This window comes from Stella humosa (genome assembly GCF_006738645.1).
Lineage (GTDB): Bacteria > Pseudomonadota > Alphaproteobacteria > ATCC43930 > Allostellaceae > Allostella > Allostella humosa.
In genome coordinates this window covers 4529031-4543100 of sequence record NZ_AP019700.1, presented here as the reverse complement: position 1 = coordinate 4543100, position 14070 = coordinate 4529031, and the positions used below count along the sequence as shown (strand labels likewise).

16 protein-coding genes are annotated in these 14070 nt (G+C 71.2%); 9 read left to right on the top strand and 7 right to left on the bottom strand.

The features are described from left to right. Positions 1–22 precede the first annotated feature (22 nt). From STVA_RS21275 to STVA_RS21260, 4 genes are all read left to right on the top strand, one after another. On the top strand, positions 23–931 hold the full coding sequence (locus tag STVA_RS21275) for a protein-methionine-sulfoxide reductase heme-binding subunit MsrQ (RefSeq protein ID WP_245978394.1): 909 nt from the start codon (positions 23–25) through the stop codon (positions 929–931). A gap of 76 nt (positions 932–1007) precedes the next feature. Continuing rightward, complete coding sequence (locus tag STVA_RS21270) at positions 1008–2399, top strand: aldehyde dehydrogenase family protein (protein ID WP_123691867.1); 1392 nt, start codon at positions 1008–1010, stop codon at positions 2397–2399. A 28-nt stretch (positions 2400–2427) separates the two neighbouring features. Further along, a complete protein-coding gene (gene ggt / locus STVA_RS21265) occupies positions 2428–4119 on the top strand; it encodes a gamma-glutamyltransferase (RefSeq protein ID WP_123691865.1) in 1692 nt (563 codons plus the stop codon). Between the two features lie 11 nt (positions 4120–4130). Then, positions 4131–4367, top strand: a complete 237-nt coding sequence (locus tag STVA_RS21260) for a DUF3297 family protein (protein WP_123691863.1) — start codon at positions 4131–4133, stop codon at positions 4365–4367. Positions 4368–4381: 14 nt separating this feature from the next. Here the strand turns inward: STVA_RS21260 and STVA_RS21255 are convergent, their stop codons facing one another. From STVA_RS21255 to STVA_RS21245, 3 genes are read right to left on the bottom strand one after another with little or no spacing between them, the layout of a single operon-like run. Further along, a complete protein-coding gene (locus STVA_RS21255; RefSeq protein ID WP_245978392.1) occupies positions 4382–4693 on the bottom strand; it encodes a type II toxin-antitoxin system RelE/ParE family toxin in 312 nt (103 codons plus the stop codon). Then, complete coding sequence (locus STVA_RS21250; protein WP_245978391.1) at positions 4663–4938, bottom strand: antitoxin of toxin-antitoxin stability system; 276 nt, start codon at positions 4936–4938, stop codon at positions 4663–4665. The genes STVA_RS21255 and STVA_RS21250 overlap by 31 nt, the downstream gene beginning before the upstream one ends. A 46-nt stretch (positions 4939–4984) precedes the next feature. After that, positions 4985–5338, bottom strand: coding sequence for a cupin domain-containing protein (locus STVA_RS21245; protein ID WP_123691859.1), 354 nt, complete (start codon positions 5336–5338; stop codon positions 4985–4987). A gap of 95 nt (positions 5339–5433) precedes the next feature. On the opposite strand from STVA_RS21245, the gene STVA_RS21240 reads away from it, so the two are divergent. From STVA_RS21240 to STVA_RS21225, 4 genes are all read left to right on the top strand, one after another. Next, entirely contained in the window at positions 5434–7038 is a 1605-nt protein-coding gene (locus tag STVA_RS21240; protein WP_123691857.1) for a thiamine pyrophosphate-binding protein, read from the top strand. Further along, entirely contained in the window at positions 7035–7487 is a 453-nt protein-coding gene (locus tag STVA_RS21235; RefSeq protein WP_123691855.1) for a GNAT family N-acetyltransferase, read from the top strand. The genes STVA_RS21240 and STVA_RS21235 overlap by 4 nt, the downstream gene beginning before the upstream one ends. A gap of 76 nt (positions 7488–7563) precedes the next feature. After that, positions 7564–9183 carry an AMP-binding protein gene (locus STVA_RS21230; protein ID WP_123691853.1) on the top strand — a complete coding sequence of 540 codons (1620 nt, stop codon included), beginning with the start codon at positions 7564–7566 and terminating at the stop codon, positions 9181–9183. Between the two features lie 19 nt (positions 9184–9202). Further along, positions 9203–10075, top strand: a complete 873-nt coding sequence (locus tag STVA_RS21225; RefSeq protein WP_123691851.1) for a phosphonopyruvate hydrolase — start codon at positions 9203–9205, stop codon at positions 10073–10075. 17 nt (positions 10076–10092) lie between these two features. On the opposite strand, the gene STVA_RS21220 is transcribed toward STVA_RS21225, so the two are convergent. The 4 genes from STVA_RS21220 to STVA_RS21205 all read right to left on the bottom strand — a co-directional run bounded on the left by STVA_RS21220 (position 10093) and on the right by STVA_RS21205 (position 13484). Continuing rightward, positions 10093–10737, bottom strand: a complete 645-nt coding sequence (locus tag STVA_RS21220; RefSeq protein WP_123691849.1) for a trimeric intracellular cation channel family protein — start codon at positions 10735–10737, stop codon at positions 10093–10095. Between the two features lie 26 nt (positions 10738–10763). Then, positions 10764–11615, bottom strand: coding sequence for a GNAT family N-acetyltransferase (locus STVA_RS21215; protein WP_123691847.1), 852 nt, complete (start codon positions 11613–11615; stop codon positions 10764–10766). Continuing rightward, complete coding sequence (locus tag STVA_RS21210) at positions 11602–12639, bottom strand: NAD-dependent epimerase/dehydratase family protein (RefSeq protein ID WP_123691845.1); 1038 nt, start codon at positions 12637–12639, stop codon at positions 11602–11604. The genes STVA_RS21215 and STVA_RS21210 overlap by 14 nt, the downstream gene beginning before the upstream one ends. 86 nt (positions 12640–12725) lie before the next feature. Then, entirely contained in the window at positions 12726–13484 is a 759-nt protein-coding gene (locus STVA_RS21205) for a DUF4394 domain-containing protein (protein WP_170216559.1), read from the bottom strand. Between the two features lie 121 nt (positions 13485–13605). On the opposite strand from STVA_RS21205, the gene STVA_RS21200 reads away from it, so the two are divergent. Beyond that, positions 13606–14040 carry an HPr kinase/phosphorylase gene (locus STVA_RS21200; RefSeq protein ID WP_123692862.1) on the top strand — a complete coding sequence of 145 codons (435 nt, stop codon included), beginning with the start codon at positions 13606–13608 and terminating at the stop codon, positions 14038–14040. Positions 14041–14070: the final 30 nt, after the last annotated feature.

The window sequence follows — 14070 nt, the reverse complement described above, 5'->3', positions numbered from 1 at the left end:
CCCGCATTGTACAAGAATCGCCATGACAACCCGCACCCAGCCCCGATCCGACTTCCCGGCCAGCCTCTGGCAGCGCCTGCCGATGGCACCCTGGCGCGACCGCGCGGGGCGTTTCTCGGCCTTCAAGGCCCTGACCCTGGCGGGGCTGGTGGCGCCCGGCCTGTGGATCCTGGCCGAGTTGCAGATGGGACGCTATTCGGCCCTGGCGACCGAGTTCCTGATCGAGGAGACGGGGGCCTGGGCCATCCGCATCCTGGTGCTGTCGCTCGCGGTCACGCCGCTGCGCCGCATCGTCGACTGGGCGCCGATCCTGCTGGTGCGGCGCATGGTGGGGGTGACGGCCTTCGTCTATGTGGCGCTCCACCTGATGGCCTACATCCTCGACCAGAAGTTCGACCTGGTGCGGGTGGCGACCGAGATCGTGTTGCGCACCTACCTGACGATCGGCTTCGTCGGGCTGGCGCTGCTGACGGCACTGGCCGTCACCTCGACCGACGCCATGGTGAAGCGCCTGGGCGGGCGGCGCTGGCGGATGCTGCACAAGTCCGCCTACCTGATCGGCGCGCTGGCGATCCTGCACCAGTCGATGCAGTTCAAGCTGCCGGAGGCGGAGCCGACGCTGCTGGCCGCCTTCTATTTCTGGCTGATGGCCTATCGCCTGCTGTCGGTCCGGCTCGACATCGGTCGCTCACCGTTGCGGCTGGTGCTGCTGTCGGTGGGCGTCGCGGTGCTGGCAGCACTGGGCGAGGCGACCTGGATCGCGCTTGCCACCGGGGCCGACCCGCGCATGGTGCTGGCCGCCAACCTCGACATCGAATACGGCTTCCGCCCGGCCTGGTATGTCCTGGCGGGCGGCCTGGCGATGACCTTGTTGTCGCTGCCGCGGACGATCCGGCCCCGCCAGCGGCGCCAGCGCCTCGTCGCCGAATAGGGCGCCCTGCCATTCGGATGGCACGGCGGCCCGCACTCCACTAACATCCCGCGCCGGCGCAAGTGCAGGCGATGGAATGGCAGACGTACTGAAGACGATCAGCCCGGTCGATGGCCGGGTCTATTGCGAGCGACCGCTGGGCGGCGGCGCCGAGATCGAGGCGGCCCTGGCCGCCGCGGCCAGGGCGGCGGCCGGCTGGAAGGCGACCCCGCTCGACCGCCGGCAGGCGCTGCTGGCGGCCGCGGTCGATGCGCTGCTGGCCGGGCGCGAGGGGGCCGCGGAGGAACTGACCTGGCAGATGGGCCGGCCGATCGGCCAGTCGCCGGGCGAACTGCGCGGGTTCGAGGAGCGCGCCCGCTTCATGCTGGATGCCGCACCCGCCGCCCTGGCCGACATCCGCCCGGCTGAAAAGGCCGGCTTCGACCGCTGGATCCGGCGCGAGGCGCTGGGCGTGGTCTTCGTCGTCGCCCCCTGGAACTATCCCTTCCTGACCTCGGTCAACGCCATCATCCCGGCACTGGCGGCGGGCAACACCGTCATCCTGAAGCACTCCCACCAGACGCCGCTGGTGGCAGAGCGCTATGCTGCGGCGATGCGCGCGGCGGGGCTGCCGGACGGCGTCTTCCAGCACATCCACCTGTCCCATGGCGACACGGAGCGGATGATCCGCGATAGCCGCGTCGCCTTCGTCTGCTTCACCGGCTCGGTCGCGGGCGGTGCCGCGGTGCAGAAGGCGCTGTCGGACCGCTTCGTCGGCGCCGGGCTGGAGTTGGGCGGCAAGGACCCCGCCTATGTCCGCGCCGATGCCGACCTCGACCAGGCGGTCGAGACCTTGGTCGACGGCGCCTTCTTCAATTCCGGCCAGTCCTGCTGCGGCATCGAGCGCATCTATGTCGACGCCGCCATCCATGACCGCTTCGTCGAGGCGGCCGTCGCGCTCACCGGCACCTATCGCCTGGGCGACCCGACCAAGGCCGATACCAACCTCGGCCCCATGGTGCGCACGGCCGCGGCCGATTTCGTGCGCGCCCAGACCGCCGAGGCGGTGGTGCAGGGCGCGCGCGCCCTGGTCGATCCCCGGGCGTTCCCGGCCGACCGGGCCGGCAGCCCCTACCTGGCGCCGCAGATCCTGACCGGCGTCGACCATTCGATGCGGGTGATGAACGAGGAGACGTTCGGCCCCGTCGTCGGCATCATGAAAGTGTCGGGCGACGACGAGGCGCAGCACCTGATGAACGACAGCCGCTACGGGCTGACGGCCGCCATCTTCACCCGCGACGTGGAAGCGGCCGCCCGCATCGGCGACGGCCTCGAGACGGGCACCGTGTTCATGAACCGCTGCGACTATCTCGACCCGTCGCTGGCCTGGACCGGGGTCAAGGATTCCGGCCGCGGCTGCACCCTGTCGCGGGTCGGCTACGAGCACCTGACCCGGCCCAAGTCGTTCCATTTCCGCCTGCCGGCCTGATTGCCAGTTCGCCTTTAGGAGAGTTCCGATGACCGACGGATGGCGCGCCCGCGCCGGGACCAGCTTTGCCTGCGAGAAGCGCCCGGCCACGGGCACCCGCGGCATGGTCGTGACCAACCACCCGCTGGCCTCGGCCGCGGGGGCGGAGATGCTGGCGGCCGGCGGCAACGCCGTCGATGCCGCCATCGCCTCCTTCTTCACGCTGACTGTCGTGGAGCCGATGATGGTCGGCATTCTCGGCGGCGGCATGGCCCATATCCGGCTGTCCGACGGGACCCACCGGGTGATCGACGGCCAGGCCTATGCCCCAGCCGCGGCCACGCCCGACCTCTATCGCCCGGTTTCCGACAAGCTGCCCAACTATCTCGACACCGAGGGGCGCCAGAACGCGGTCGGCCCGCGCGCGGTGTGCGTGCCGGGCAACCTGATGGCCTGGTGCGAGACGCTGGCCCGCTTCGGCACCATGCCGCTGGCCGACGTGATGGAGCCTGCCATCCGCCACGCCTCGCGCGGCTTCCGCACCACGCCCTATCTCTGGGAATGCGCGTCCGACGCCGCCCCCGACCTGGCGCTCGACCCGGGGATCGCAGCCCTCTTCCTGCCGGGCGGGTTGCCGATCACGGCCGGCTCGCGGCTGGTGATGGGCGACTATGCCGAGACGCTGCGGACCATCGCCAAGGAGGGGCCGGGCACCGTCTATGGCGGCGCGCTCGGCCGCATCATCGCCGATCATTTCGCCCGCGCGGGCGGCATCCTGTCGATGGCCGATCTCGCCGGCTATGCCACGATCGAGCGCCAGCCGGTGCGCGGCACCTATCGCGGGTTCGAGGTGATCGGGCCGCCGCCACCATCGTCGGGCGGCGTGCACATCGTGCAGATGCTGAACATCCTCGAGGGCTTCGACATCGGCGCCAAGGGCTTCGGCAGCGCCGACACCCTGCACCTGCTGGCCGAGGTCCTGAAGATCGCGTTCGCCGACCGCAAGGTGGCGACCGCCGACCCGGCCTTCACGCCAGTGCCGGTCGACCGCCTGATCGACAAGGACTACGCAGCCGAGCGCCGGGGTCGCATCGACATGGCCCGCAGCCAGGTCTGGGGGCCGGGCGTCGTCCCGTCGGAATCGGCCAACACCACCCACCTGACGGTGGCCGACGGCGCCGGCAACGTCGTCGCCTCGACGCAGACCATCAACAGCCTGTTCGGCGCCCGCTTCGTCATCCCCGGCACCGGCATCATCCCCAACAACTACATGTACCTGTTCGACCCGCATCCGGGCTTCACCCAGTCGATCGCACCCGGAAAGCGCGTCACCAGCTCGATGTCGCCGCTGATCGTGCTGAAGGACGGCAAGCCCGCCTTCGCACTGGGCCTGCCGGGCGGCTTGCGCATCTTCGGCTCGGCCATGCAGGCGGTCGTCAACCTGGTCGACCACGGCATGGCGCTGCAGGAGGCGGTCGAGGCGCCGCGCCTGTGGACCCAGGGCGGCCCAGTCGAGGTCGAGGACGCCGTGCCAGAGGCCGTGCGCGCCGAACTGGCGGCCCGCGGCCATGAAGTCGCCGCCATGCCCCATGTGGCCGGCGGCATGAACGCCATCGCCTTCGGCGAGGATGGCACTTTGACTGGCGCCGCCTGCTGGCGCGCCGACGGCACCCCGATCGGCGTGGCGGGCGGTCTTGCCCGCGCCAAGGTCCGCTTCTGGCCCGATCGTCCCAAGAGCTGAGGAATACCGACATGACCGATACCCCGCCCGACCGGCTCTGCAACAACCCCGCCAGCCCGCACTATGACGAGGCCCTCCTCGAACGCGGCATCGGCATCCGTTTCAACGGTGTCGAGAAGACCAACGTCGAGGAATATTGCGTCAGCGAGGGCTGGGTCCGCGTCGCGGTCGGCAAGACCGTCGATCGCCACGGCCACCCGCTGACGATGAAGCTGAAGGGCACGGTGGAGCCGTACTTCCGGACGTGACCAGAGCGTCGTGGTCAGCTTTGCCCGGGCGGCCATGACCGCGCCGTATGGATGACGGCCAGCACAACGACCATTTGGCCCTCTACCGAGTAGACCAGTCGGTAGCTGGGGTGCTGGACGAACTCTCGGGTGCCACTGATTCGGCCCGGTTGGCCTATTTCCGGGTGATGGGCCAACCATCCGGCTGCCGCCACAAGTATGCCATCCATCCGAATGGCAGCTTGTGGGCTGTCGGCTTTGATGTGGTTTCGAATGGTCCGCCGGTCTTCGCTCGCTGCCCGGGACCAAACGACTCTCAATTCTCGTTCAGCACCTCGGCGCGCCATGCGGCAGCTTCCGCCTCGATCTCTTCATGGGGGATACCCCCACTATCCTCCATCGACGCAAGTGCGATTGCAACCTTGCAGCGAACGAATTCGTCATACTCTCTTGCCTGCTGACGCTCCTGGATGAAATCGCGCATCAGGTCGCGCATGATCTGGGATGCGGGCCGGTCGACGGCCTTGGCCTCCGCCATGAACTCGTCGCGCAAGGCGGGCTCGAGCTTCATCGTAAAGACGGCTTCCTTCACTGCGGCCCCTCCTGCGTCGGATAAGTGGCGAGTATATATGACGTCATTACGTCGACCGTACCCCAAGGGCGGCGTCGATGAACAGGGCGAGCCAGACCGTCGGCTGGTCGGGGTCCGTCCAGGCGACGCGGTGGCGGCAGCCGGCCGGGAGGAAGATGGCGTCGCCGGGGCCGAACTCGCGGTCGGCCGGCTCGCCCGCGATGGTGAGGCGGGCGCGGCCCGCGAGGACCGCCACCCATTCGTCCTCCGCCTGCTCGTACCAGAAGCCGGGCGGCGAGGCCTGGCCCAGCGACAGGATGCGCTCCAGCCGGACGCCGGCGGCGGCCAGCAGGGGCTCCGTCACCTCGGCCGCGGGCGAGGTGACGCCCGGATCCAGAAGGTTGCGGGTGGCGGGCGGCATCGGCGATCTCCCCTCGGCGGGATTTGGCTGTAGGCTGCGATCGAGCCTGGTTCCCAGGCCAGGTGCAATCCCCCCCAGATGGACGTTCGCCGGCGATGACCCCTCTTGATGCGCTGATCCGATCGCTTTCCCGCCGCGGCGTCCGCCGCATCTTCGGCGTGCCCGGGGGCGAGACCAGCCTGGATGCGATCGCCGCGGCGGCGGCCTGCGGCATCGAGTTCGTCCTGGCGCGGCACGAGACCGGGGCGGCGCTGATGGCGCTTGCCACGGCGGAGGTGACGGGCGCGCCCGGCGTGGTGCTGACCACGCGGGGGCCGGGGCTGGCCAACGCCGTCAACGGCATTGCCTGCGCGGCACTGGAGCGGGCGCCGCTCTGCGTCATCTCCGACGGCTTCACGCCCGAGCATCGCCGCTTCGTCAGCCACCAGTTCTTCGAGCATTCGGCCCTGCTGGCGCCGATCGCCAAGGGGTCGAGCCGGCTCGACGGCGAAGATGCCGGGCACGATGTCGAACGCCTGCTCGACCGGGCGATGGCGGCCCCGGCCGGCGTCGTCCATTTCGACGTGACCGGCGATGCCGCGCGCCGCGACGTGGCGGCGGCCGAGCCGATCCCATTCGCTGCCGAAGCGACCGACGAGGGTGCCCTGGCGACCGCACGCGACCTGGTCGCCGGCGCCCACCGGCCGATCCTGCTGTGCGGGCTGGAGGCCGCCGCCGACCCGGCGCTGGCAGCCGCCGTCCGAGCCTTTGCCGTCGCAACTGGTGCCCCGGCACTCGTCACCTACAAGGCCAAGGGCGTGGTCGCCGACGACGACCCGGCCTATGTCGGGCTCTTCACCGGCGGCTCGCTGGAGGCGGCGGCGGTCGCCGCCGCCGACCTGATCATCCTGGCCGGCCTCGACCCGGTGGAACTGATCCCGCAGCCCTGGCGCTATGCGGCGCCGGTGATCGAGGTGGCGCGCCAGCCCTTTCCCCTGCGCTATATCGACCCGGCCGCCGGCCTCTACGGCACGCCCGCCGCCGCGCTGGCCGCGCTGGCCAAGGGGGCCGGCCGCTCCGGCTGGCAGGCCGATGCGATCGCCCGGCTGCGCCAGGCGATGCTGGCGCGGATCGCCTGGACCGGCGGCGGCCGGCTGACCCCGCCCGACCTGGTACTGGGCGCCCAGGCGGCAGCCGACGCGGCGGGCCTGGATGCTCGGGCCACCGTCGATGCCGGGGCGCACATGTTCTCGGCCACCGCCCTCTGGCGGGCGCGGCGTCCGCGCGACCTCCTGATCTCCAACGGCCTGTCGACCATGGGTTTCGCGCTGCCGGCCGCGATCGGTGCCGCGCTGGCGGAGCCCGACCGGCCGGTCGTGGCCTTCACCGGCGATGGCGGGCTGGCCATGGGGCTGGGCGAACTGGCGACTGCGGCCCAGACGGGTGCCCGCATCGTCGTCGTCGTCTTCAACGACCGATCCCTGTCGCTCATCGACATCAAGCAGCAGCACCGCCAGATGCGGCGCGACGGGGTGGAACTGGGGGCGGTCGATTTCGCCGCCGTCGCTAGTGGCCTTGGCGTGCGTGGCTATCGCGCGGATGACCCCACCAGCTATCGCGCAGCGCTCGACGCGGCGTTCGCGGGCACCGGCCCGGCCCTGGTCGACGCGGCCGTGGCGCCCGACGGCTATCTCGACCAGATGCTGGCGCTGCGCGGGTGAGGCGACCCCCGGCGATCCAACTCGAGGCGATCAGCCGCGACAATCTGGACGACGTCCTGGCGCTGCGGACCGCGCGCGACCAGCGCCGGTTCGTGGCCGACAACGCGACCTCGCTGGCGCTGGCCTATGCCCTGCCGGAATGCGTGCCCCGCGCGGTGCGCTGCGGCCCGGCCCTGGTGGGGTTCGTCATGTGGGCGCTGGACCGCGACGATTCGTGCCCCTGGATCTATCGCCTGATGATCGACCGGCGGCGGCAGGGGCGGGGCTATGGCCGCGCCGCCGTGCTGGCGGCGCTGGCCGCTATCCGGGCCTCCTGGCCAACCCGGGGCACCGTCCGTATCGGCGTCCACCCAGAGAATGCGGGTGCCATCACCCTCTATCGCTCGACCGGATTCGTCGAGCGCGGCATGATCGGCCGTGAGATCCTGATGGAGCGCGCGCTGCCCTGAGCGATCGTGCCGGCGGGTGCCTTGCCTCGGCCCCCCGCGCCCGAGCAGAATGGCCCCGCCGCTGGGAGGGCGGTCCATGAACGAGACAGAAACGCCCCAGGCCGCCCCGGCTACTGCATCCCAGCCCGCCTCCGCGCTGCCGGCCAGCCCGCTGGCGGAGGCGGCCAAGACCGGCATGCACATCGCCGTCCATGCCGCCCAGGCGCCCTCTCGCCTGGCCATCGACGGGCCGCTCGGCCGGCGCAGCTACGGCGAGCTGAACGCCGCCTGCAACCAGCTCGTCCGTTTCCTGCGCGGCCGCGGCTTGCAGCCGGGCGACGCCATCGCCCTCCTGGCGCCGAACCGCCCGGAATTCGTCGAGGTCATCTATGCCGGCCTGCGCGCCGGCTTCCGGGTGACGCCGCTCAACTGGCACATGGTGGCCGACGAGGCGGCCTATGTCGTGCGCGACTGCGAGGCCAAGGTGCTGGTGGCCGACCCGCGCTTTGCCGCCGTTGCCGGCGCGCTGGCGGCGGTCCTGCCGGATGCCACGAAGCTGGCGCTGGGCCAAGGCCTGCCCGGTTTCGAATCCTACGACCGCGCGCTGGGCGGCCAGCCGTCGGGCGACATCGACGACCCGGTGCTGGGCTCGTCGATGCTCTACACCTCGGGCACGACGGGGCGGCCCAAGGGCGTGCATCGCATCCATTCCCCGCTAGAGCTGCTGGCGGCGATCCTGAAGTCGGCGGCGATCCGCCCGGGCGAGGACCTGGCGCTGAACACGGGGCCGCTCTATCACGCGGCTCCCCTGCGGCTGAACCTGCAGCTTCCGCTCAACAACGGGGTCGGCGTCCACCTGATGGACAAATGGTCGCCGGAGGAGACGCTGGCGCTGGTGGAGCGCCACCGGATCACCCACACCCACGTCGTGCCGACGATGTTCCACCGCCTGCTGGCCTTGCCGGAGGCGGAACGGCGGCGCCACGACCTGTCGTCGCTGCGCTGGGTGCTGCATGGGGCCGCCCCCTGCTCGCCCGCGGTCAAGCAGGCGATGATCGACTGGCTGGGGCCGGTCCTCTACGAATATTACGCCGGCACTGAGGGCGGCGGCACATTCATCGACTCGCACGAGTGGCTGGCCCGCCCGGGCAGCATCGGCCGGCCGGCCGAGGGCTGCCAGGTCGAGGTGCATGACGAGGCCGGTCGCGCGCTGCCGCCCGGCCAGTCGGGCCGCATCTTCGTCTATACCGCGCCCGAGAAGCGCTTCGTCTACTTCAAGGACGAGGCCAAGACGGCGGCCGCCTGGGCCGGCGACTGGTTCACCATGGGCGATGTCGGCTACACCGACGCTGAGGGCTATTTCTTCCTGTCCGGCCGCAGCGCGGAGACAATCATCTCGGGCGGGGTCAACATCTACCCGGCCGAGATCGACGCCGTCCTGCACCAGCACCCGGCCGTGCAGGACGTGGCCACCGTCGGCGCCCCCAACGAGGAATGGGGCGAGGAGGTCGTGGCCGTCGTACAATTGGCCCAGGGGCAGGCCGCCTCGCCGGCGCTGGCCGAGGAGATCCGCACCTTCTGCCGCGGCCGCATCGCCGACTTCAAGGTGCCGCGCCGCGTCGATTTCGTGGCCACCCTGCCGCGCATGGAGACGGGCAAGATCCAGCGCCATCTCGTCCGTGCCGGCTACTGGCAGGGCCACGCCCGCAAGATCTGAACCCGAGGACCATTGCCCCATGTCCAAGCGAGCCACCTTCCGCGCCAAGCTGGCGCAGAAGCCGCTGACCGCCATCATCGGCGCCCACAACCCGCTGGGCGCCCGCCTGGCCGAGGAGGCCGGCTTCGACGGCATCTGGGCCAGCGGCTTCGAGCTGTCGGCCGCCATGGGCGTGCCCGACGCCAGCATCGTGACGATGACCCAGCATCTCGACATGACGCGCTTCATGGATGCCGCCATCGGCATCCCGGTGGTGGCCGACATCGATACGGGCTTCGGCAATGCCACCAACGTCATCCACGCCACCCGCCAGTATGAGGCGGCCGGCGTGGCAGCCCTGGTGATCGAGGACAAGACCTTTCCCAAGGACACCAGCCTGCTGGCCGGCGGCCGCCAGGAACTGGTCCGCGTGGCCGAGTTCGAGGGCAAGATCGCGGCCGCCGTGGCAACCCGTCGCGATCCCGATCTGCTGGTGATCGCCCGCACCGAGGCCTTGATCGCCGGCCTTGGCCAGGAGGAGGCCTTGATGCGGGCGCGCGCCTACGAGAAGGCGGGTGCGGACGCTATCCTGATCCACTCCAAGCGCAAGACCCCGGACGAGATCGTCGCTTTCGTCGAGGCTTGGGACGGCACCATTCCGCTCGTCCTGGTGCCCACCGCCTATCCCGACATGACCGAGGAACGCATCCGAGCGCTGGGCAAGGTGAAGCTGGTCATCTACGGCAACCATGGTGTGCGCGCGATCACCCAGGCCCTGACCGACACCTTCCGCCGCATCCGCGCGGACGGTGGCGTGCTGGGCGTGGAAGGCGCCATCGCCCCGACCGAGCGCGTCTTCGCGGTGCAGGGCGTGGCGGAGATGAAGGCGCAGGAGGAGCGGTACCTGCGGTAGGGTCGGGACCGCGGGCGTCAGGGATCGAGCTCGTCCATCCCGCGCCCCGGTCGCGGCCGGTAGCGGGGCAGGGACCAGTTCCAGCGGATCGCGGCAAAGCGGATGGCGGCCGCCGACACGACGCCGCTCGTCAGGGCGATTTCGCGCGGTGTGCCCGCCGTCGACATGCCGACGAAAAGGGCGGCCCCGGCGAGTGCCGCGGTCACGTAGATCTCACGCCGCAGGACGACCGGGCTCTCGCCGCCGAGCAGATCGCGGAGGATCCCGCCGAAGGTGGCGGTAACCACCCCCATACCGACCGCGACGATGGGGTCGACGCCGGTGGCCAGCGCCGTCTCGGCACCTGTCACCGCGAAGACGGCCAGGCCGATCGCGTCGAACCACAGGAGCAGCCGGTAGCGCGACTGGGGAACGTGGGCGAAGAAGAAAGTCGTGCTCGATACGACCACGCAGACGACGAGATAGGCGGGGTTGGTGACCCAGAAGACCGGGAGGATGCCGAGCAGCGTATCGCGGATCGTCCCACCGCCGATGCCGGTCACGGTTCCCAGCAGGACGAAGCCGAAGATGTCCATCTGCTTGCGCGAGGCGACCAGGGCGCCGGTCGTCGCGAATACCGCGATTCCAAGCCAGTCCAGGATGGTGGCGAAGGCATCGAACATGCGCGGCCCCCCTTGCCGGTGAGAGGCTACCCGAACTCCGGCCCCGCCAGCGCGTAGAGGGCGGCCGTCCGGTCCAGCGCGGCGTCGGCGCCGCGGACCATGCGGGTGAAGCCGCGCTCGCGGATGAAGCCGGCATCGGCCAGCCGCGCGACGAAGGCGGTGGCGGCGTCTGGCACGTCGATCACGACCGGCCCGGCCAGCGTGCGGCCGGCGGCGGCGGCGAGCGCGGCGGCGACGGCGGACGTGTCGGCGACCAGCGGGCCGATGCCGGTCGCCTTCAGCCCGTCGCGGGCGAGCGCGAAGCCGGCGATGCGGCCCTGCTGGTGGGCGAGCCAGGCGGCCTGCGGCATCCGCTGGGCCAGGTGGGTCAGCAGGAAGGCGCGGTCGCTGCCGGTTGCTTCGGCATCGTAGGCGGCGAGTGCGTCCAGGTCGGTTAGTGTGATCGGCCGCAGCTCGGTCCCCGGGTCGACCGGCCACCAGCGCGGGTCGGCGGCGCGGTAGCGCGACAGGGAGAAGAGCGGGCGGAAGCCCAGCCTCTCGTAGACCGGGCGGCCGAGTTCGGTCGCGTCCAGTCCGGGCACCCGGCCGGCGGCCTCGATGCCGGCGATCTGGCGGGCCATCAGGTGGGTGGCATAGCCGCGGCGGCGCGCGTCCGGCGTCACCAGCACCATGCAGATCCACTGGCTGCGTGCGGTCAGCGGCACGGCGCAGGCACTGGCGAGCGGCCGGCCGGCGCCGTCGAAGATGCCCTCGCCACCGCCATGTTCCAGGATGACGCGCCAGTCCTGGGCGTTCTGGTTCCAGCCGGCCTCGGCCGACAGGCCGGTCAGCGCCGCGGCATCGTCCGGCCGCAGCGGCCGGGGGTCAGTACTTGCCATCCCGCGTCTCGAAATGGGTCGGCTTGTCGAGCGAGGCGCCGCCGGCCGCCAGCCATTCGGCGACCCAGCCGACCATGGCGTCGAGGGGCACGGTGGGATAGCCGAAGAGGCCCGCCGCCAGCGAGGCGTCGTTGAGCCAGGCCGTGGGCGCCTCCGCCCCGGTCACGATCGCCTTGCGACCGAAGCGCCGGCCGAAGGCGTGGGCCAGCGCGCGCACGCTGACCGTCTCCGGCCCGGTGACGTTGATGGGCGAGGTGGGGTCGGTCGCATGCGCCAGGCAGCGCAGGGCCTGGCTGTTGGCATCGCCCTGCCAGATCACGTTCACATGGCCCATGGTGACATCGACCGGCTCGCCCGCCAGCACCTTGCGGCCGACATCGTGCAGCACGCCGTAGCGGGTATCGATTGCGTAGTTCAGGCGGAAGAGCCGTCCCTTCGTGCCCCAGCGCCGGCTGCCATACTCGAACATGCGCTCGCGCCCGACGCAGGTGGCGGCATACGCGCCGGGCGGCGGCACGGCCGCCATGTCCTCGGTCGCCCCGCCGGTCAGCACGTCGACATAGGGATAGACGCAGCCGGTCGAGAAGGCGACGATCCGGGATTCCCGGAACGCCTCGGCCACCGTCGCCGGCACCAGCACGTTCATGGCCCAGGTCAGGTCCTCTGCCCCCGACGAGCCGAACTTGCGCCCCGCCATGAAGATGACGTTGGGCAGGCGCGGCAAGGCCATCACCGCGTCGCGGTCGAGCAGGTCGCATTCCAGCGTCTCCACGCCCCAGCCTTGCAGCCGCTGGCGCAGGCCCGGCTCGCTGAAGCGGGCGACGCCGACGACGCGGCGGTCGGGTGCGGCGCGCTTGGCCAGGCGCGCCAGGGTCGGCCCCATCTTGCCGCCCACCCCCAGGATCAGGATGTCGCCCGGCGCGCGGGCCAGGTCGGCGACCAGGGCCGCACTCGGCCGGGTCATGAACTCCTCCACCGCTTCGACGTCGGCGAAGCGGGTAGGCAGGGCGGCGGGGTCGGTCATGTTTCGGGGATCCTGCGTCGCGGCGGCGCAGAAGCAATATCGAAACCCCGCCCGCCTGTCATGCGGGCGAGGGGCCCTCGGCGATGCTACGGCAGGACGGCGATGTCGATGATCCGCCCGGCCCGTCCGGTGGCGCCGGTGCCGATCGCCTGCACGGCACTGGCGGCGCCCGTCTCGACGTCGAAGAAATGCAGGATGTTGTTGATGACCGACCACCCTTTGGGCCGGCCCCCGTCCTGGCCGATGTCGGCTGCGTCCGGGGCGATGCCGGGCGCCTGCACGACCGGCCGCAGCACGCCATCGGCGACCGGGTCGAGGCGGCCATAGGTGTCGCGCGCGCGGTCGAACACGAAGAAGCGGGGTTGGGCCTCGCCGGCACCCGGTGTCGCGTGGGCGCCCGCCGTGATGCCGGGCGGCGCGGCGGCATGGACCACGGCTGCACCCGTCTCGACATCGGCCGACAGGTTCTGCCCCCCGGCGCCGACGATGCGCAGCCGGTCGTCGACCGGGTCGAAATCGACGACATAGTGGGCGGCCGGCGCCAGGTCGACCGACAGCCGGGCGCGGAAGGTGGCGACCGCTGTCCCAGAGTCGATCACATGGATGCCGCCGCCACGATCGAGGCCGTAGAGTCGCCCGTCGGCCGGCCGCACGTCGATGCCGACGAGCGGCAGGCCGCTGCCCTGCACGTCGCGGCGCACGGTGATGCGCGGGTCGGCGTCGCTGAACTGGAGGAACTCGCCGCGGTCGGTAATGACGACGAGGTCGGCCGCCATGGCCGGCGCGTACGCCAGAACGCCGAGGGCAAGGGCGAGGACGGCGTGACCGGCGGGGTTGCGTGCCATTTGCGGTACCCGGAGGGTTGAAAGGGCAGGAGCCCTTGCGGGAACGTACAACCCGCGGCGCGGTTCCCGGAAGAGCATGTCCCGCAGACGAACGCCGGCCGAAGGCCTAGAGTGCGCCGCCATGGCCGATCCGATGCAAGACGCAACCCGGCTCCACGCCACCACGGTCGCCATCGGCCGTGCCGGTGTGGCCATCGAGGGGCCGAGCGGGGGCGGCAAGTCCGACCTGGCGCTGCGGCTGATTGACGCTGGGGCCCGCCTGGTGGCCGACGACCAGACGCTGGTGGAGCGGCGGGAGGCGGGCCTCGTCGCCCGCGTGCCGGCCTCGATCGCCGGCCTGCTGGAGGTGCGTGGCCTCGGCATCGTCCAGCTTCCGTATGTGGAAGAAGTGGCCTTGCGGCTCGTCGTCGTCACGACGCCGCCCCAATCCATCGAGCGCTTGCCGACGCCGGAGTCGCGCGAACTGCTGGGCGTGACGGTGCCCGTGCTGCGGCTCGATCCCTTTGCCGTTTCCGCTGCGGCCAAGGTGCGTCTTGCCGTCGCCAGCCTCGCTTGACCATAATGCCGCCGCCATGAGCGGGCAGGC